This is a genomic window from Ruegeria sp. D1(2025) (genome assembly GCF_056536425.1).
In genome coordinates this window covers 196,236-213,339 of record NZ_JBQFPO010000001.1, presented here as the reverse complement: position 1 = coordinate 213,339, position 17,104 = coordinate 196,236, and the positions used below count along the sequence as shown (strand labels likewise).

The window sequence follows — 17,104 nt, the reverse complement described above, 5'->3', positions numbered from 1 at the left end:
GCGCGATGACAAACATGGTTTGGAAAAGGAATGAGGTGGAAAGCCCCTGCGTCCAGATCTGTGTTGTGCACCCGACGGAACGTATCTGCACAGGATGCTACCGCACCCTTGACGAGATTTCGCGCTGGTCCAAGATGGAAAGCAGCGAGCGGGCGGAAATCATGACAGACCTGCCGGCTCGTAAACCGCGTCTTGCGAAACGGCGTGGTGGCCGCGCTGCCCGTCTGAACAAAGGCTGACACTTCAATTCCAGAATAGACCGATCTAAAGCTGCGCCGCTGCGGGCCGAGTGAACTCCGAGGGGGTTGAGTTCGCGGATCGTGAGTGAGTGGCCAGCACAGCGGCGCGATCAGTTCAGTTGTCTCTCCGCGAAGGGATCAGCCAGCCGTAAGCCAGGATTTTGCGTTTTCGATTTCGTCCGATGGGAAATACTGCGTTCGCGCTCCCAACACGTGGCTTGCCACTTTTTGCGCAATCCTCTGCCAGCCCTTGTCGCCAACAATTGCTGCGCGATCAAGCATCCCGATATGCCCCTGCGCCAGACGGAAATGTGCAGCCAGTGCCGTCAGCCCCTGCCAGCCATCAAATTCCCGCAGATCGATCAGTAACCTGAACCCGTCACGCTCGCGAAGCAGGCTGTCCAGATCGGTCTCGGCCTGCTTGTATTCATCGGGGTCCAACTTGCCCATCAAGGAAATCTGAATACACGGGCCGCCCAGATCTGTGACATGAATGGCCCCGAGGGATTCGCGCATCCAGCGCCGCGCGGCTTCCAACTCGGTCATCTCGAACACCTGCACCGGGCACGGCAGGATCGGAGCTGCCAGCCGGATGCTTGTCTGAACCCAGCCCTGATCCGCCACCACTGCGATCCGGTCGAAGCCGCGCCAATGGCTCAGACCAAGTTTGGTGTCAGACCACGCGGCTCCAAGGTCGTAACCTTTGAACTCCGGATGCACGATCGCCAGAAGGCGAACCGCGTCATGCTCGGTCAAAGCAGCTTCGATGGCCGGAATAAGGGTCGAAGCATAGTCGTCGGCAGTGATCTGGCCAGACAGTTCAACTTCAATCTGTGCGCCATCAGAATTCGTGTGGACGGTCATCATACCGAAAATCCTCCAAAGCTAAACAATGGCAGGACGTTACGGAGTTTCGAGCCACTCGGCTACACCCCCGGCACATTCAGGGCGGAAATAGGCGATCATCCGTCCGTCGGGCCCACAACTTGCGGTTTCAGCCCACGGGGCGACCCCATGCAGACAGTGTCGATGCAAAAGATAAGCCTCGCCCGGTGCCGCCGGCAGTTCGATTCGCGGACATGTGTCGAAGACTTCTCGTCGTGCCGTCTGGTAGATTTCCGTCACGTCGATCTGATGCAGTGCCTCATCCGTGTGTCCGGCCATGGCGTTCCGAAAGGCCGCCCCCATGATCTTGTGGCTCCCCTCCCACAGAACCATCGGCGAAGCATCGGCGCTGGCTTTGTTCAGCGGTATTCCTAGAATCCATGCGTGCGGCTCATCCACATGGCGGCGTCGGCCAGTGCCAGAGGGGCGCAGTCCGTCCACATGGGCGGCATCCTTGTTTCGCCTGTACCGTGCGGCCGCCTCGCTTTCGCCACGTCGGGGGCGCGGGTAGCCGGGGTAGATGACCGAGACCTGCCCTTTGTGCAGCGGCAGAACACCGTACTGCCCAGTGATGAAGTCCATCGCATGCCCGGCCAGCGGCAGCGAACGCCCCACCCGGCCCTGGCGATCATTGGTCAGAGCATCGACACCGATGAACCACGTCCCCTCGCAATCGAGCCACGGAGCGTGCGCCGGGTCCGAGACCGAGCTTCGGGCGGCAGGCAAAGCCTCTTCAACCCATTCGGCCAGAACCGGATCAAAAGGAAACGAGATCCAGCCCTTATCTTGAAAATGGTCTACCATCCAACCGCCTTGCGAAGCATGTTGAGGGCGACCAGTGTCAGAAACACGGCAAAAACCCGTTTTAGGGGTTTGGGATCCATCGCGTGGGCCAGTTTCACCCCCCAGGGCGCCGTTATCATCGTCATTGCGACCACCACGCCAAAAGCAACCAGGTTAACCGCCCCGATTGTCAGAGGCGGACGATGCTCGACCGGGATTTCCACAAACAGAAAGCCCAGGACCGATGGCACGGCGATAATCACGCCGAACCCGGCGGCAGTGGCCACGGCGCGGTGAATGGGAGTGTTGAAAAGGCTCATCAAAGGCACACCGAAACTGCCACCGCCGATCCCCATCAGCACGGACAAAAAGCCGACCGATGGCGAAAGAACCGCGCGACGCACCCCTTTGGGCATGGCGTCACCCAGCCGCCATTCTGACCGGCCCAGCCCCAGATAAGCCCCGATGACCATGCCGAGTATCCCAAACAGGGCCTGCAGCGCCTCTGTTCGCAAGGCCGAAGCCACCAGCACACCCAGAACGGCACCAATAGCAATACCAACGCCCCATCCGCGCAGGATATCCCAGTCCACCGCGCCTTTCTTGTTGTGCGCAAGCACGGACCGGACAGACGTGACGATGATCGTGGCCAGAGACGTCGCCAGACACAGCTGCATCAGTTGCGGCCCGCCATATCCAAGCGTCTGAAACGCATAGAAAAACGCAGGTACCAGAACAATTCCGCCCCCGACTCCCAGCAACCCGGCCAGCACTCCGGCCAGGGCCCCGATCACAAGCAAAAGGCCCAGCATTTGGGCCAGCAACATCGTCTCGGGCATTGTCCCCCCAAACCGGTGTCAAACCGGATTTCGTTTAAACCTCAGCCAGTGGCGCAACCTGTTCCAGCGCCTGCAGCATCACCTCGGGCCCGGCCCCGGAATGTACTGCCCCCTCGGACAGTGCGCGTCGCCATGCCCGCGCACCGGGTCGTCCGGCGAATAGGCCCAGCATGTGACGCGTGATCTGGTGCAGTCGCCCACCGTCGGCAAGGTGTTTTTCGACATAAGGCACCATTTCATGGACAACTTCAAACGGGTCAGTGGCAAGTCCTGTTTGAAAGATCAGCGGGTCAGCATCGCAAAGAATGTCGGCGGGCCGATGATAGGCCGAACGTCCGATCATCACACCATCCAGCCCGGCGTCCAGATGCTCCCTCGCTTGTTTCAGCGAGGTGATACCGCCGTTGATCGAGACATGCAGATCAGGAAAAGCCGCTTTCATCCGATGCACCAGACCGTAGTCCAGCGGCGGAATATCGCGGTTTTCCTTTGGGCTGAGCCCTTGAAGCCAGGCCTTGCGCGCGTGGATCGTAACACGACCGCAGCCTGCCGCGCGGATTGCCTCCAGAAACGCAGGCAGCACTTCTTCGGCTTCCTGATCATCGACACCAAGGCGGCATTTGACGGTAACTTCGATATCGACAGCATCAATCATCGCCGCCACGCATTCGGCGACGCGAGAGGGGTCCTTCATCAACACCGCCCCAAACGTGCCCGACTGAACCCGATCGGAAGGGCAGCCGCAATTCAGGTTAACCTCATCATACCCGGCTTCCGCGCCCAAGCGCGCTGCTTGTGCCAATTCTTCAGGACCCGACCCGCCCAGTTGCAGGGCAACTGGGTGCTCCTGCGGGCTGTAGTCCAGCAAATGAATTGCCCCACCCCGGACCAATGCCGGGGCCGTCACCATTTCCGTATAAAGCAGGGTTTGACGACTGAGCAACCGATGGAAAAACCGACAATGCCGGTCTGTCCAGTCCATCATGGGTGCGACTGATAATTTAGCGTGATATTTCAATGATTTAGACACGCTCAAAACCTCAAGATTTGGCCCAATTTGCACATATATTGCACACACTTGCACAGGGATGGTAGATGTGTGCGGACACTTAGTACACGGATTGCACATGGCTACTATCACCAAGCTACCCAGCGGTAAATGGCGGGCGCAGGTACGACGTAAAGGCACGTACAAGGCGCGGACGTTTTCGCACAAGATCGACGCGACCGGCTGGGCTGCGGACATAGAACGCGCACTGGAAGGCGGACGCACCGCTGGCACGTTTCAACCCGGCAAGGACATGACGTTGACGATGGCGATCATGACCTATCTGAAACAGGTGAACACGGGCCGCACGAACCGGTACAATCTGGAACGGATCGCAAGTCGGATTGGCAGCACCAGCCTGCGTAACCTGTCGGCCATTACGGTGCAGGAATACGTGGATCAGCGACTGAAGGAAGGCGTTGTGGGCGCGACCCTGGCCGGTGATCTTTCCGCACTGTCCAGCGTCCTGAAATGGGTCAGACACAGCCGCCAGATCGACATTGACCCAGACCTAGCCAAAGACGCCCGTTCAGCCCTGACAACTGCCCGCATCGACACACGCAGCCAGGAGCGAACCCGGATCCCGACACAGGACGAGCTGGACCGGATCATAGCGTGGTTTGAGGCCAACCCGCGCATGACGATTCCAATGCCGGCTATCATCAAATTTGCGGCTGCGTCTGGAATGCGCATCGGTGAGATTTGCCGGATCAGGATCGAAGACATTCGATGGAACGAAAAGTCGGTGCTTATCCGCGAACGGAAAGACCCGAAGCGCAAAGCCCGTAACGATCAGGACGTGCCGCTTGTGGGTGACGCGTACCAGATTGCCTGCCAGATGGCTGAAGGTCGCACAGAAGGTCGCTTGTTCCCGTATAACGGCAAGTCGGCTGGTACCGCGTGGCGTCGCGCGGTGCGGGAATGTGGAATTGAAGACGTGCATTTTCACGATCTGCGACACTTGGCGATCACCGAACTATTCCGGCTGGGTCTGCCCATCGAACTGGTGGCTGTCGTATCTGGCCACCGCGACTGGAAACACCTGAAACGGTATACCCAGCTTGGCGCGGCTGATGTGCATAATGCCTTGCAGAAAATTGCAGGTTCAATGTAGCTTACAGACCTTGATTCATTCCGGATGACGTAGACCACCATAGCGAAGGTCGATTGTTGGCATCCATTTCTTCACGAAATGACCAACAGGAGTCCGTCCGATGGATGATCCAATCCTGCAAAAGTTTCTGGCCGATCACGGCTTGATCACCGAAGAACAGGTGGCCGCACTGGAAGGTTGCGAACTGGTGACCATCGAGTCCCGACGCAGCCGTGGTGAAATGCCCCCCTTCTATCGCCAAGGCAACCGCACGTTTTACGAAGCGTCCGACATTGCCGATCTGATCCGCAGCAAACGCAAAGACAAGAAACCCCGCGTTGTGACCGCATCTCAAGACCTGCTGGACGGTGCGGCCTAAGCAGCCATAGCCGGTGGGGGCGGGTGTGGCTGGCCCGAACTGACACGAACCACTGGCAAGAAAAGACCCGGCACGTTTAGGGACGTTACCGGGCCAATGCGAAAGTTTGTCAGACATGGACAATGTTACACCCCTTAACACTGCCACGCAACAAAGCTACTCATGGCACGCACATGCCCTGTCATTAGGGCTGATCGACACCATACCGGTCATGCCACCGTGGGCCGAACTTCACGAACACAGCAAGGTCGATCCGAAGGCACGCGGAAAGGTGCCGTGTGAATACTATGGTGGTGCTTTCGATGGCATGGGAAGCTGGCCCAGCTATCAGATGGACGCCGTGAAGGTGGCAAGATGGGACCAGAACGGAACCAACGTCGGTCTGAAGATGGGCAAAAACTGGTGCGCGTTGGATGTGGACATAACCGACGATGTGACCGCACAGGCCATGTTCAATCGCATAGACGAATTGGGCGGGGGCCGGTATTTCATCCGATGGGGAGCCGTGCCGAAATTTCTGGTCCTGTTTCGGATCGCACCAGGCGAAACGATCCGCCGCAAGCAGTACCCAATCAAGCGTAATGGCGAAACGCAACGGGTCGAAGTCATGGGGCTGACAGCCCGTGAACAGCCCACACAGGCCGTGATCTTCGGCGTCCATCCGTCGGGCCGGGAATACCAGTGGAACCGCTGGCCGCAGGCCGATCAGGTGCAGACGTGTACGCTTGCACAGATGGACATGCTGGTCGAAGAAATGTTGAAGGTGGCCGAGTCACGCGGTTGGACCAGAGGCAAAGCCACCAATGTCCACCGGATGAATGACGGAATATCCCGCCACGGTGCGCAGCCAGCCGACCAAAGCCTGTTTGAACCGGTTTGTGATCTGATCCCCAACGATGACCTTGAATATGACGAATGGATCGCTGTGGCCTACGCGATGAAAAACGCGATGGGGGATGTGGCGTGGCCCGTGTTCGCCAAGTGGTCGGCAAAGGCGCCAAAGGACGATCCGAAGGTGACTCTGCGGACGTGGCAGGGGTTCAAGCCCGACGGTGGAAACGGCTTTGGCAAACTGGTGTTTCTGGCCCGTCAGGCGTGTGGTGGACAGCTACCTGGAAATTTGGATAGACAGGTCCGCAACGCGGCACGATTGGCCGAAGCCAGCAAAGCCGGAATGCCAGCGGTCGCGCCTGTAATTGCGTCACAGCAACCCGTTACGGCTGCCGAATATTACGCGTACGACAGCAAGGGGAATCTGGTCCCGAATATGCACAACGTCTATGCGTATCTGATCAATCAGGATCACTGGCGCGAACGGCTGTACTATGACGCGTTCACCAACCGATACATGATCTGGGATAAAGGCACGTTCCGCGAACTGAACGACAACGATTACACCGCAATCCGGTCATGGTTTCAGCGGAACGTGTTTAACAAGATCGGCAAGGCGGATGTGATCGACGCCATCGAACTGGCCGCGACACGCAACACCCGTGAACCCGTCCAAGAATATCTGAGCGGGGTGCAGTGGGATGGGGTGCCACGCATCGGATCGTGGCTGACCCAATACTGTGGCGTCACCAGCCAAGACCTGACCCACCTGACCTATATCAACGCAGTGGGTCGCAAGTGGCTGATCAGTGCCGTTGCACGGGCGATGGAACCCGGCAGTCAGGCCGACTATTGCCTGATCTTCGAAGGTCCACAGGGACGCGGCAAATCATCCGCCCTGCGTGCCTTAGTACCGTACAAGGAATGGTTCAGCGACAGCTTGCCCGACTTCCACCAAAAGGACGCCGCAGAACATCTGGACGGGGTGTGGCTTGTGGAAATGGCGGAATTGACCAGCGTGTACCGTTCCGAACTGGAAAGCATGCGGTCATTCATCACGCGTCGTGTCGAACGCTATCGGGAATCCTATGGCCGCAGGACTGGCAGCAGGCCACGGCGTTGCGTCTTTGCCGGATCCACCAACCGCAACGATTATCTGAAAGACCACGCAGGCGAACGTCGGTTCTGGATCGTCCAGACAGATGGCCAGTTTCTGATCGCTGATCTGAAGGCCGTGCGCGATCAGCTATGGGCCGAAGCATATGCTGCGTACCAGAGCGGCGAACAGTGGTATCTGGACCCGGCTATCGAAGCGATTGCCACACAGGTTCAGAAACAGCGTGTGGCCGCTCATCCGTGGATGGACACTCTGGCCGGTTTGTTGGCCCAGCGTACACGGACCACCGTTGGTGAATGTTTCGCCCTGATGGGTCTGGCTGTGAAAGACCAGAACCCGCGCAAACAGCAGGATATGATCGGCTGTCTGGAAGGTTTGGGGTTCGTCAACAAGGGTCGTCAAACGTCTGGACCGTACAGATCTAAGACGTTGTATCAGCGTGGCTGACGACGCACATTTGTGCGTCGAAATTACACGTATAGACGGAATTTTTTATGCGATTGTGCGTCAGTGCGTCTAGATTCCATTGGAGCAAAACGGATTCTCTTATTTAATAATATCAAAGCATTATAGTTATAGTTTATTGGATATAAGTGGAATTACGACGCACAACACCTATCACGACGCACAACGTATTTTTAACCTCTGTTGGATTACGACGCACACGACGCACAACAGGTGTCCAACTCAGGGCATGAATCACCCACCAGCCAACCAATACCTCTAGTCAAATGGCTATAGGAAACGGACAGTGCAGACCAAGCAACCAACGACAGCCGAGCCAACAACAAACCACACCACGTCAAGAAACATAGGCGGTATTCTATAGGTGATGCGGTGCGTGTTGTGCCTGATGTGTGATCGTTCGTGTGATGCTGACCAACGTGTGACGTTTTGGATCGTGGCGTGACGCACTGACCGTGGCGACCGTGTACGATCAAACGGTGGGGAGGGTATCGCTAAACGGAAGTCGGGGGGGGACAGCACCGCGCCGGGGAGTTAATTTTTAGAACAAACGTCAAAAATGCCATCCGGTAAAAAGCTATAATAACCGGTCTAAATCGGTGCGTAACAGCTATCCAAACAGGTGTCATTTACGCTGGATTTCACCAAATCAGACAAAATTGTGAAGAATGACAACTTGTCATCCATGATCACGCCAAATCGGCAGTCAACTGCCGGTACCCACCCGGCAAATCGAGAATAGTATTCCCGATCTGAAAGAGTCTTGCCGAAACGGCTGGTAGTATTATGATACCCCATATCCTCGCGCCCGTCCCGGCGCGGACCTTGCTGGTGAGACGATGACGCAGCAAGGCGCGCCGGTGACCGAACGTCGGACCAGCCAATTGTGCGAAGGATGCGGCAACATTCTGAAGCAAGACCAGCGATGGAACTGGGGCAGAAATACCTGTTGCAGCCAGCGGTGTCTGGACGATGTGAAACGCTGGAACCGGTGGACCCGGCAAACCAAAATCCGATCTACCTGGAAACTACATCTGGTAGAATATAGCGCAAATCCTATAGTCTAACATATTGAATTATTTGATTTTGGCACGACCAGAAATATGGACTCAACACCATATGTGGTGCCATGCTGCGTCCCGACCCTAGTAGGACCGCAGCCAATGTTGACAGTACACACAGCAGCAGATCACACCCGCAGATTGGTGAAGGATCAGGGCTATACGCGGTCCCGTCTTCACCAGATCAGCAAGGCCGAAGAAGCTGGCACAAACGGTGCGTGCGCTGAACGGCTGAAGATCACGGCATACCTGCAAAAAGACATTACGCGGGCAGAACGGTCCATTTCCGACACCAGACAGGCTGCGATCCGGTACCAAAAAGCAGCCGCAATTCTGCGCGGTGGGGTGTCTAGCAACTTGCAAGACACCCTGCACAAGCAATGCGCCGATCTGGTGCGGATGGGTGGTGATACCGGGCCGCTGATCGACCAAATGGAACAGATCGCCAAGCAAGCAAACGACGCGGCCGAATGGGCCGCAGATCGGCTGGCCAAGGCTGATATGTCGCTGCGCACGACAGCGGCCCTAGCGACCTATTTGGCCAAGCTGGCTGACCGCAATTTCAAATCCGACAAACAGACCGAACGGCTGAGACAGTCGTATCTGGCATTCAAAAGGGCCGCAGCATGACAAACCCGTTCCGACAGTCCAGCGATAACCCGTACGACCGCCCGTTGGTCAACGGCCAGCTTGATACCCGTGGCGCAGCACAAGACCCTAGCGCGGTGCTGTACGACCCCGCAAACGATACCGTGAACCCGGCTGGTCTGGCGTTCACCAGATCAATTTTGCAGCAGATCGATAAGCGCACACTATCGCCCGACGACATAGCTGAAGCGATGGCCAACCTGATCGGGCCGATGCTGGCCCGCATCAACACGCTGGAAAATGCATTGGACATTAAACGCGATGACACCGCCAAGGCGATCCAGAGCGAGATTGACGGATTTTTGGGCCAGACGGATGACGACGCACCGCTGGACGAAGCCCGCCTGAATGCGATGGCGCAGGCACACTTCAAATCTATGCGCGAACGGGGGGTTGGCTGATGAAACGACTGATGGACGTGCAGCGCGTGATGGACGAACTGCCCCGCCAGATCAAACGCACCCGAGCACGAATGATCGGTGAACTGCTGGTCGAAGGTAAATCCACCGAAGAAGCCAAGCGGATTAGCGACCAGACGCACCGCCGCGTGTACAAAAACTGGCTGCGCGATTTCGCAGAAGAACACTACCACCGGCCCGGTCTGGTCGATGCCGCCGAACGAATTTTGAAACGCGAAGGAGTCCTGTGATGAATGCAGCACACGCGAATACCCGCCGCCGCGACAGCGACGACAAAGCGGCCCAAATTCTGATGCAAGAAACCAAGGCCGCAGCGTTTGACGATGCGCTGAAGGTGGCCAAAGAAGCACCCGAAACGGCCCGAAAGGTGGCCGCGTTGCAGGCTGAAAATGCAGCCCTGAAGGCCCACGCAGATCGGCCCGTATCGGTCACTGTCCAGCAACCCCGGCCCGCAACGGTCAAAGGCGTCACAAAGGTGCCGAAATCGACCGACATTGCCTTTGCCAAGGCTACGGCACACTTCAGCCAACGCGGCATTGAACAGGTGGCTGAAGAACTGTTCCCCGGTGACGCTGGCAAGCTGCAACGGAAAGCCGCGACAACCCCGGCAACGACCGTTGATGCCGGTTGGGGTGCTGAACTGGTCAACAATGAAGTCGGCCCGTGGGTGGAAGAACTGCGGCCCGTTTCGGTTTATGCCGCTATGGCTGCTGGTGGCGTTCCGTTGCCAATGAACGAAGTCGCCAACCTGACGATGCCAACCAACCCGATGACCGGCGACGTAAGCGGATCGTTCGTGGAAGAAAAAGGCACGATCCCGGTCAAATCTGGCGTGGTTGGATCGGTCATGTTCACGCGCCTGAAAATGGCCGTGCTGTCGGTCTTCACCAACGAACTGCGCGACACAAGCACAACTAGCATCGAAGCGGTGATCCGCAGAAATGTGGTGGCCGACACAGCCGAAATGATGGACGCTTATGTGCTGAACCCGGCCAATGGACCGGTACCGGCCATCTCACCCGGATCGCCGTTCAATGGTGCCGCTAATCAAGCGTCCGCTGGTACCGGTCTGGACAACGTGATCGCGGATATTGCGTATCTGGTCGGGATCATCAGCGCACAACGCCCGCGCAACCCGGTCCTGATCATGGACAATATGCGGGCGCAAAGGCTGCGCATGATGCGTGAAGCCGGGACATTCCTGTTCCGTGATGAGATTGAGCGGGGCGAGTTGTTCGGCTTGCCGTTGATCATCAGCGCAACGGTACCGACCGACCATATTTTCGCGATTGATCTGGCCGACTTCGCGTCGTGGTTGCCCGCACCTGAAATCGACACCAGCGGATCGGCAACGGTCGTTCTGGCCGATGATGATGGTGTTGCCCCGACTATGGCTGACACCAACGCGGTGAACGACTCGGGCGGGTCGATCCATATTTCGGATGCAGCCGGAACCGTGCCCGCAACCAAAGCGATCAGTTCGTTCCAAGTGAACGCCACCGTTCTGCGGATGGTTCAGCCCATTGCGCACGGTATGCTGCGCACCGGAACGGCTGCATATGTCACGGGGGTTGCTTGGTGATGTTCGAACCCGTCGCAAACGTGCCGAACCTGTTGCTGGCCATTGATCGTGATGGTCAGCACCGGCTTTGCGCAGCCGTAAAGGATCGCGGGACGCGCCAGATCGTGGCCACAGCCGTGGAACGTACCGTCACGCTGCACAAGCCGCGTACGGACATTCTGGCGGATCAGGTGGCTGCTGCACTGGCACCGTTTATGGCGCGGCTGGATCAGGAAGGGGTTGCCGCATGATTGTTACGGACCCGAACGGTCTGACCGGTCTGCGTCAAAGCCGATACGATGCCGGTCTGCTGACCAACGATTACAGCAAGGTGCCTACGCCTAAAAACAACGATCACCTGTTCACGCCCCGGCACGACAAAACCACAAGAAAGGATTTGGGCGATGGAAAGTGATCTGACACAGAGAGTAAGGAGCCTAATGGATGCCCTTTGATATTTCGAAGCCTAAGCGTAAACCCGAAGACCTGAAGAAACTGGTGCGGGTCGGATTGATCAACAAAATGGTCAAGATTTTGGGCCGTGAACTGAACGAACGTGAACTGGTACTTCTGGACAACGCGCTAAAGGATTTTGAACCGCCCAAATGAACAAACTAAGTCGGTTACATTTCATCACTTGGTGAAAGTGCCTGCACAAAACCATCAAGCGGCCGCATAGTTCATTGGTCGCACTGTTTTTCGAAGCAACACACAAAGTGTTGGGCGGGGGCTATTGATGCGTTGTCCGTAATAGCTGGATCCACTTACTGTGGTGGGTTAGTGTTATGTCCGCCCAGAAATTTAGCCAACATCAAAGTTGTTTAGAGCACAGCAGTCGGCGGAACATAGCCACTCGGATCCTTATGCCACTTGTCAACTTCATCGTCAAAATCTAGCCATCCAATTTCTATTGATGCCCAGTGACGAGGACGGTTTGTACCTTGTGGAAGAGTGACTGATGCATCGCCAAAGAGATCGGCGCTTCCCCAATCGACGTTGCTAACCTTTGAAAGGTCGACATTCATGAAAGATGCACCCTGGAAATTGTTGGACGCTACAAACAAGTCATCTATGTGCCAAGTATTGTGGAATGAGGCCATTGGCATATCAACCCAGAAGGACTTGACCCCAAAAAAACTGGTGGACGAGAGCGAAATGAATTTTGCTTTGGTATGGTTAAACCAAGCGGCCTCAAAGCAGGATGAATCTATAGTGGCAAGGTCCAAGGTTGCACTTGCTAAATTCACCCCTGACATTTGTGCTTCAGAAATAAACGCTCCGGTCAAGTTTGCCCTAGCAAATGTTGCAGCTTCCACGTTACAGCGGTTTTGAATACTCGCTCCCGACAAGTCAGCAGAGTTAAAATTGGCAGCTATCAACGTAACGTTTTCGAAGCTAACACCCCTTAACTGTGCTGACTCAAATGAGGCTCCGTCTAGGGATGCACCCGAAATTAACATACCGGAAAACGCAGCATCTGATCCATCAGAGCGTTGAGACGAAAAGTCGGCTCCTTGCAGGTTGGCTCCTCTTAGATCTAGCCTATACCCAGAGTACTTTTTGAGTGCTTCTACCCATTCCAGAATTTCGCGCTTAGTTTCCTGTGCCTTTGAGTCGCGTAACTCGTTTAAATCAAGTGCTTTCTTAAATTGTGGGCATTTAGCGTCTAGTGGAGACATACGCAGTTCTCTAGCATCATACGGCCAAGCTGCTTCAATGGCACGCTGTTTACTAGAGCGACGTGCGATTACTGTTAGAGCGAGTTGAATATCAATGCGCAATTTGGGTAGGCTTTCCACCCAGTTTTCTGCTTCTGACGGCCCACTGGTCATCCGAAACCGTTTGGAAATTCTCTGTAAGTGAATTGTATGAAGAGTAGCAGCCGCATCGGGATCATTATTTGCGAAGAGGTTGGGTGTAAGTGGGCGCCATTCTTCCAGTTTACATTCAACAGGTTTTTCCGAGTTCTCACGAATGTACGCGCATAAAATTTCCATCACCCTCACATGGTCTCGACCGGTGTCGTGAGACGTTGAGTCCTGAGCTATCCGCTCCAATGACAAGATCGCGCCTAATCTCACTTCAATGTTCGGGCGGCTCTCCTCAACAAAAGCCGGCCTAGAGTAGTCCAATTCACCTTCAATAGTCTTGTGGTAAACTTTCTTTCCTGACGAATTTACTAATTGCCTTTTTACAGTTTTTTCCGCTCCAAGTTGCTCGATGGCTTTATTGATACGGTCGGTCATGTGACCTTCTTTTTGGAACAGGACGGTCCTATGCTTTAGAACAGTACCCCAAACCACGAACGGTGATCCGAGAACCGCAGCGACAAGCGCACCGGATCCAAGCGTCGTTTGGCTTCCACCAAATGATAACTTTAGGAGAACAACAAATGCAGCAGCAAATGCAAGCATGAAGAGTATGGACAACAGTATCATAATAAGCGGACCTATTGCCCGAGCAACTGTCCAATTTGGTGCGCGTTTGATGCCGAGCCAGTCGCCAAAGTCTACAACACGTTCAGGGTCTTGCTTCACAAAATAACCTTTCCGACTACAAGCTAAGTCTGCGAGCGAACAATTCACAGAGACGATCAAAATCAAGCGTTCAAAACATCTACGATTGCAGTAAACCTAGAGCAATGGCTAGTAACTACATTTTCTGCCAATCTCTCGACTAACAATACCCAGCCCGCACAATCCTCGCTCTTGCTTCTGGTGTCTCGAGACGATGATAGCGGCCACCTGAGTACCGCCGACAATCTAACGCGTGACCCGCTTTAATTGACGCCGCGCCTATGTCTTCGCCACCCATATAGCATACGCCCACCCTGCGGTCGTGGGTGCGTTCACCGTTCAGTTTGCAGGTGACCGGCTTGCCGCGCAGATGATCTGTCATCCACCGCTTAGCAGCCACCCCTGCGTTTGTACTTAATTCCGGCCCATCAATGCCGTTCAGCCTCACCGGAACGCCCTGAACGACTATGGTGTCTACGTCTCGAACTCTGGCGATACCTTCCACTGTGCGCCGGTCGGTTTGGTCTGGATTGAAGCTAGTCAGAAAGACCGCGACACCGATTAGAGCGGCCATCCAAAGACCTACTGACAGATTCGGGTCGACTTTGCGTGGAAACTTGAACCGTGTTCTTCGGCGCAACGGAACGACGTTGCCTGTGTAACGGCGGTTGGAAAAATAGCTTCGCGCAGAACCTAGCAGCGAAACAACCATTATCAGACCCGCTACAATGGCGAATGCTTGGAGTGCGGTTTGGGCAAGAGACAAAGCTGTTTCGACTGCTCTTAGTTGAAGGTTAATACCTGGTACGTGGCGCACTAGGCTTTGGAAGACTTTGCGGGCGTATCCCAGTCAATGTGAATGCCCGCCGAAAGATGGGCGTTTTTTGTTGTGTTGAATTGATACTTACTGAAATGTGAGGTTATGAAAAACGACAAATTTAGACCGCATCTTAGCATAGCCAAGCGATTGAAATAGCACAGAGAGTTTCTTGGAATGACGCAGGAAGAATACGCGAAGTCAATTCGATTTAAGCGAACCACGTATTCCTTATGGGAATCAGGTTCTCATAGACTGTCTTTAGATGGAGCGATTGCGCTTAGAGCAATTTTCGGCCTTACTTTGGACTACCTATAATTTGGGGACGAAACCTCTCTACCAGAACATTTGAAGCGCGTCCTGCAAGAGCACCGAAAAAAAGGCTAAGTACCAGATCGCAACCATCTATCGTGATGGTTTTGAACAAGCAAACTACATGGTTCGCGCGATTAACCGTGAATGTCACCTGACACCAATATGACCCAGGTCGCTGTGCCTGGGTTTGATCCAACTAGCGAAACGACCCGTAACACACTTGACCCAATTTAGTCTGGGCAGTCCCATGACCAGACTAAATCCCCGCGTTGCCTATCATCCCAGATTAAGGTGACGCGGGGAACTTTGATCCACCCCGTGATCCTAGGCGTAATCTAGTTACCCCGAAACTAACGCCCGCTTTGTTCACATGGTCCCCCCTGTGAACGCGGGTTTTTTTTGCGGACGAGGGGGTAACTAGTTTTCTTTCACCAGTGGCCGACCGGACCTTTCAATTCTGGTTCGGTCGGGCATATTTAGGGTACGTGTTGTTCAGGTGCGTTAGCTGTCACCAGCGAAAGCGGGATGTAAGCAAGTCTAGCAATGTATAAGGGCGTCATTTTTTTGATTTATTGTTGAAAAAAATCTTTCTTACGACATGAAGAATTGCCATCGCAAGTAATGCAGTTATGACAACACAGAACAAATAACCGGCGTCAGTGCTAGGAGAAACCCATTCTGCGAACAAGATACCGCAAATGAGACCAAATACACCCTCGACACCATATGTCTTCAGGAAACTCATTCCTCTACCCCTATGAGACTTAGTAACGACTGTCCTCGTTGGTCCACCCATCGCTGAATTGTAATGCGTACATTTTCAAGCGACCATCCGTTCTCCCATAGTTCAGGCTTGGTTTCTATTTCGTCTCTCCAGCGGCTTAACTCTGCGTTTGCCTGTGCTTGGGAGTTTACTTGGCTCAAGTTTGACACCAAAACTAACGATCCGCTTTTTCCTTTGGTGCCTCCCGGCGACCAAGCTAAAAGATACGGGCCACGGCCTTGCAACGGGGAGTATCCGATTTCCCTTTGACTTGCGCGTCGCGCATCAGCTATCGCATCTAGAGACTGGACTTTATCGTAGTTTTCTGTCGCCCAAGTGCAAATCTCCGACTTAGTGCCCTTAACTTGCCCCACCACAATGTCATCGATTGGCCATACCGTCACCATCTGGGCCTCTTTCTTCACCCCAATCCTCTCCAGCTTTTTGGAAGGCTCTAGGCTATCAAGATATGCCCGGCAAAACATTTTTGCTCTCGAATCGTCGGATGATCCTGGAAACGCAATAATTCCGTATCCTTTGAAATTAGGCGGAGGATACTCACTATGGCCAGCAAAGGCTCTAGTCGCAGAGAAATCTATTTGTCGCTGGTTAACTTCTTCCGACGATCCATCAGTTGAATGAGCTAAATCAACTGATGATATTTCGACAGATGCAGTAGTAGGTATCGCATACCCGACAGCATTGTATGCATTTTCACAGCCGGTCAAAATCACGACTACTGCGGTGAGCAAAATTCCTTTTGGAAACGACATTGAGACTACCCTTGGATCAATGCAGCGCTTGTAGAGTTCCTATAATATCAGAATGATACAACGACATTGGTGGCCGAACTGTCAACAAATTATTGAGTGACTTAATCCCGTCTCAACCAAATGCACGGAAATATCAGAGTTGAGACCTGCAAAGGTGAAGTTTTTCAGCGATAACGATGCTACTTTGCGTAGTCATGCAATTCCTTGTTGGAATACCGAAGCACACGTCCCATGCTTGTGCTAAACTGCAGTGTAGGAGTCCAGTGTAGTCCAGGGGTGGACAATTTCTTCCATAACTAAATTATCTGGCCGGGCGACTGGGTTCATCATTCTGACACGTTTTTCATTTTTATCACCACGTCTCTTACCGCATCGGTTATGCCCGCAATTGCCGACACAACGAAATCCTCGACCGAAATTCACAATGTCTCGCCGCATGTGGGATTTGAGCCATGTCGCCAGAACTTGCGATACTTAACTGACGCACGCTCTTTGCGCCTAGCCACAAAGAACATCCGAACTTTAGAATTGAAAAACCGCCCAACTAACGCA

The 17,104-nt window shown here is 54.4% G+C and carries 19 protein-coding genes; 12 read left to right on the top strand and 7 right to left on the bottom strand.

The window, feature by feature from the left end; genetic code table 11:
* The first annotated feature begins 5 nt into the window (after positions 1-5).
* Positions 6-239 (top strand): DUF1289 domain-containing protein, encoded by a 234-nt coding sequence (locus tag ACR1XU_RS01160; RefSeq protein ID WP_170610137.1) that lies wholly within the window; start codon positions 6-8, stop codon positions 237-239.
* A 138-nt stretch (positions 240-377) separates the two neighbouring features.
* Here ACR1XU_RS01160 and ACR1XU_RS01155 read toward each other — a convergent pair whose 3' ends face one another.
* Genes ACR1XU_RS01155 through dusA form a run of 4 tightly spaced genes read right to left on the bottom strand, consistent with a single transcriptional unit; the run spans position 378 to position 3,875 of the window.
* The gene (locus ACR1XU_RS01155) at positions 378-1,106 is read right to left on the bottom strand and encodes a SpoIIAA family protein (protein WP_480906796.1); all 729 of its coding nucleotides are present in this window, start codon (positions 1,104-1,106) and stop codon (positions 378-380) included.
* 36 nt (positions 1,107-1,142) lie between these two features.
* Entirely contained in the window at positions 1,143-1,928 is a 786-nt protein-coding gene (locus tag ACR1XU_RS01150; protein ID WP_480906799.1) for a hypothetical protein, read from the bottom strand.
* The gene (locus ACR1XU_RS01145) at positions 1,922-2,746 is read right to left on the bottom strand and encodes a sulfite exporter TauE/SafE family protein (protein WP_480906802.1); all 825 of its coding nucleotides are present in this window, start codon (positions 2,744-2,746) and stop codon (positions 1,922-1,924) included. The genes ACR1XU_RS01150 and ACR1XU_RS01145 overlap by 7 nt, the downstream gene beginning before the upstream one ends.
* Positions 2,747-2,780: 34 nt before the next feature.
* Entirely contained in the window at positions 2,781-3,875 is a 1,095-nt protein-coding gene (gene dusA, locus ACR1XU_RS01140; RefSeq protein WP_480915577.1) for a tRNA dihydrouridine(20/20a) synthase DusA, read from the bottom strand.
* On the opposite strand from dusA, the gene ACR1XU_RS01135 reads away from it, so the two are divergent.
* The 10 genes from ACR1XU_RS01135 to ACR1XU_RS01090 all read left to right on the top strand — a co-directional run bounded on the left by ACR1XU_RS01135 (position 3,874) and on the right by ACR1XU_RS01090 (position 11,977).
* On the top strand, positions 3,874-4,908 hold the full coding sequence (locus tag ACR1XU_RS01135; RefSeq protein WP_480906808.1) for a tyrosine-type recombinase/integrase: 1,035 nt from the start codon (positions 3,874-3,876) through the stop codon (positions 4,906-4,908). The two genes, dusA and ACR1XU_RS01135, sit on opposite strands and share 2 nt — an antisense overlap.
* 100 nt (positions 4,909-5,008) lie before the next feature.
* Positions 5,009-5,266, top strand: coding sequence for a helix-turn-helix transcriptional regulator (locus tag ACR1XU_RS01130; protein ID WP_480906810.1), 258 nt, complete (start codon positions 5,009-5,011; stop codon positions 5,264-5,266).
* Positions 5,267-5,381: 115 nt separating this feature from the next.
* The gene (locus ACR1XU_RS01125) at positions 5,382-7,661 is read left to right on the top strand and encodes a virulence-associated E family protein (protein WP_480906813.1); all 2,280 of its coding nucleotides are present in this window, start codon (positions 5,382-5,384) and stop codon (positions 7,659-7,661) included.
* A 1,181-nt stretch (positions 7,662-8,842) separates the two neighbouring features.
* Entirely contained in the window at positions 8,843-9,370 is a 528-nt protein-coding gene (locus ACR1XU_RS01120) for a hypothetical protein (protein WP_480906816.1), read from the top strand.
* Positions 9,367-9,789, top strand: coding sequence for a hypothetical protein (locus ACR1XU_RS01115; protein WP_480906819.1), 423 nt, complete (start codon positions 9,367-9,369; stop codon positions 9,787-9,789). Before ACR1XU_RS01120 ends, ACR1XU_RS01115 begins: the two co-directional genes overlap by 4 nt.
* Positions 9,789-10,037, top strand: a complete 249-nt coding sequence (locus tag ACR1XU_RS01110; protein WP_480906822.1) for a hypothetical protein — start codon at positions 9,789-9,791, stop codon at positions 10,035-10,037. Before ACR1XU_RS01115 ends, ACR1XU_RS01110 begins: the two co-directional genes overlap by 1 nt.
* On the top strand, positions 10,037-11,389 hold the full coding sequence (locus ACR1XU_RS01105) for a phage major capsid protein (protein ID WP_480906825.1): 1,353 nt from the start codon (positions 10,037-10,039) through the stop codon (positions 11,387-11,389). The genes ACR1XU_RS01110 and ACR1XU_RS01105 overlap by 1 nt, the downstream gene beginning before the upstream one ends.
* Positions 11,389-11,619, top strand: a complete 231-nt coding sequence (locus ACR1XU_RS01100) for a hypothetical protein (protein WP_480906828.1) — start codon at positions 11,389-11,391, stop codon at positions 11,617-11,619. The genes ACR1XU_RS01105 and ACR1XU_RS01100 overlap by 1 nt, the downstream gene beginning before the upstream one ends.
* Positions 11,616-11,783, top strand: a complete 168-nt coding sequence (locus ACR1XU_RS01095; protein ID WP_480906830.1) for a hypothetical protein — start codon at positions 11,616-11,618, stop codon at positions 11,781-11,783. Before ACR1XU_RS01100 ends, ACR1XU_RS01095 begins: the two co-directional genes overlap by 4 nt.
* A 29-nt stretch (positions 11,784-11,812) precedes the next feature.
* Entirely contained in the window at positions 11,813-11,977 is a 165-nt protein-coding gene (locus ACR1XU_RS01090) for a hypothetical protein (protein ID WP_480906833.1), read from the top strand.
* A 212-nt stretch (positions 11,978-12,189) separates the two neighbouring features.
* Here the strand turns inward: ACR1XU_RS01090 and ACR1XU_RS01085 are convergent, their stop codons facing one another.
* Complete coding sequence (locus ACR1XU_RS01085; protein WP_480906836.1) at positions 12,190-13,905, bottom strand: pentapeptide repeat-containing protein; 1,716 nt, start codon at positions 13,903-13,905, stop codon at positions 12,190-12,192.
* 139 nt (positions 13,906-14,044) lie between these two features.
* A complete protein-coding gene (locus ACR1XU_RS01080; RefSeq protein ID WP_480915589.1) occupies positions 14,045-14,458 on the bottom strand; it encodes a thermonuclease family protein in 414 nt (137 codons plus the stop codon).
* A 420-nt stretch (positions 14,459-14,878) separates the two neighbouring features.
* On the opposite strand from ACR1XU_RS01080, the gene ACR1XU_RS01075 reads away from it, so the two are divergent.
* Positions 14,879-15,019 (top strand): helix-turn-helix transcriptional regulator, encoded by a 141-nt coding sequence (locus ACR1XU_RS01075; RefSeq protein ID WP_480906842.1) that lies wholly within the window; start codon positions 14,879-14,881, stop codon positions 15,017-15,019.
* Positions 15,020-15,757: 738 nt separating this feature from the next.
* On the opposite strand, the gene ACR1XU_RS01070 is transcribed toward ACR1XU_RS01075, so the two are convergent.
* Positions 15,758-16,552, bottom strand: a complete 795-nt coding sequence (locus ACR1XU_RS01070) for a hypothetical protein (RefSeq protein ID WP_480906845.1) — start codon at positions 16,550-16,552, stop codon at positions 15,758-15,760.
* Positions 16,553-17,104: the final 552 nt, after the last annotated feature.

Excerpts from the sequence above, each read along its gene's own strand:
- ACR1XU_RS01160 (WP_170610137.1), top strand. The coding sequence starts at position 6 with ATGACAAACATGGTTTGGAAAAGGAATGAGGTGGAAAGCCCCTGCGTC.
- ACR1XU_RS01155 (WP_480906796.1), bottom strand. The coding sequence starts at position 1,106 with ATGATGACCGTCCACACGAATTCTGATGGCGCACAGATTGAAGTTGAA.
- ACR1XU_RS01150 (WP_480906799.1), bottom strand. The coding sequence starts at position 1,928 with ATGGTAGACCATTTTCAAGATAAGGGCTGGATCTCGTTTCCTTTTGAT.
- ACR1XU_RS01145 (WP_480906802.1), bottom strand. The coding sequence starts at position 2,746 with ATGCCCGAGACGATGTTGCTGGCCCAAATGCTGGGCCTTTTGCTTGTG.
- ACR1XU_RS01135 (WP_480906808.1), top strand. The coding sequence starts at position 3,874 with ATGGCTACTATCACCAAGCTACCCAGCGGTAAATGGCGGGCGCAGGTA.
- dusA (WP_480915577.1), bottom strand. The coding sequence starts at position 3,875 with ATGTGCAATCCGTGTACTAAGTGTCCGCACACATCTACCATCCCTGTG.
- ACR1XU_RS01130 (WP_480906810.1), top strand. The coding sequence starts at position 5,009 with ATGGATGATCCAATCCTGCAAAAGTTTCTGGCCGATCACGGCTTGATC.
- ACR1XU_RS01125 (WP_480906813.1), top strand. The coding sequence starts at position 5,382 with ATGGACAATGTTACACCCCTTAACACTGCCACGCAACAAAGCTACTCA.
- ACR1XU_RS01120 (WP_480906816.1), top strand. The coding sequence starts at position 8,843 with ATGTTGACAGTACACACAGCAGCAGATCACACCCGCAGATTGGTGAAG.
- ACR1XU_RS01115 (WP_480906819.1), top strand. The coding sequence starts at position 9,367 with ATGACAAACCCGTTCCGACAGTCCAGCGATAACCCGTACGACCGCCCG.
- ACR1XU_RS01110 (WP_480906822.1), top strand. The coding sequence starts at position 9,789 with ATGAAACGACTGATGGACGTGCAGCGCGTGATGGACGAACTGCCCCGC.
- ACR1XU_RS01105 (WP_480906825.1), top strand. The coding sequence starts at position 10,037 with ATGAATGCAGCACACGCGAATACCCGCCGCCGCGACAGCGACGACAAA.
- ACR1XU_RS01100 (WP_480906828.1), top strand. The coding sequence starts at position 11,389 with ATGTTCGAACCCGTCGCAAACGTGCCGAACCTGTTGCTGGCCATTGAT.
- ACR1XU_RS01095 (WP_480906830.1), top strand. The coding sequence starts at position 11,616 with ATGATTGTTACGGACCCGAACGGTCTGACCGGTCTGCGTCAAAGCCGA.
- ACR1XU_RS01090 (WP_480906833.1), top strand. The coding sequence starts at position 11,813 with ATGCCCTTTGATATTTCGAAGCCTAAGCGTAAACCCGAAGACCTGAAG.
- ACR1XU_RS01080 (WP_480915589.1), bottom strand. The coding sequence starts at position 14,458 with ATGGCCGCTCTAATCGGTGTCGCGGTCTTTCTGACTAGCTTCAATCCA.
- ACR1XU_RS01075 (WP_480906842.1), top strand. The coding sequence starts at position 14,879 with ATGACGCAGGAAGAATACGCGAAGTCAATTCGATTTAAGCGAACCACG.
- ACR1XU_RS01070 (WP_480906845.1), bottom strand. The coding sequence starts at position 16,552 with ATGTCGTTTCCAAAAGGAATTTTGCTCACCGCAGTAGTCGTGATTTTG.